The sequence below is a fragment of the Paraburkholderia sp. SIMBA_054 genome (assembly GCF_046534875.1).
Lineage (GTDB): Bacteria > Pseudomonadota > Gammaproteobacteria > Burkholderiales > Burkholderiaceae > Paraburkholderia > Paraburkholderia hospita.
Window position 1 is genome coordinate 1 of sequence record NZ_JAWRXV010001059.1, and the last position, 260, is coordinate 260.

1 protein-coding gene is annotated in these 260 nt (G+C 58.1%); it reads left to right on the plus strand.

Going from position 1 to position 260, the window contains the following annotated elements:
• Positions 1–260 (plus strand): LysR substrate-binding domain-containing protein (locus SB822_RS58405; protein ID WP_410859285.1); only part of this gene is annotated, 260 nt, incomplete at both ends.

Consider the following 260-nt stretch of genomic DNA (forward strand, 5'->3'; position numbering starts at 1 on the left):
TCAATATGCATCGCCAACGAGCGGGCGTATCGCGCCCTGGGAATGGCTCGATGGCGACACTGTCAGAACGTTGACAACGCAAGGCCGCGTGACCGTCAACAGCGCCGAGGCGTATATCGCATGCTGCCTTGCAGGACTCGGTTTGATCCAGATTCCTGCCTATGACGTGCAGCAGCATTTGCATGCGGGGGAACTGATCGAGGTGATGCCCGAATACCGGGCTGCGCCAATGCCAATGAACTTGCTGTATCTGCATCGGC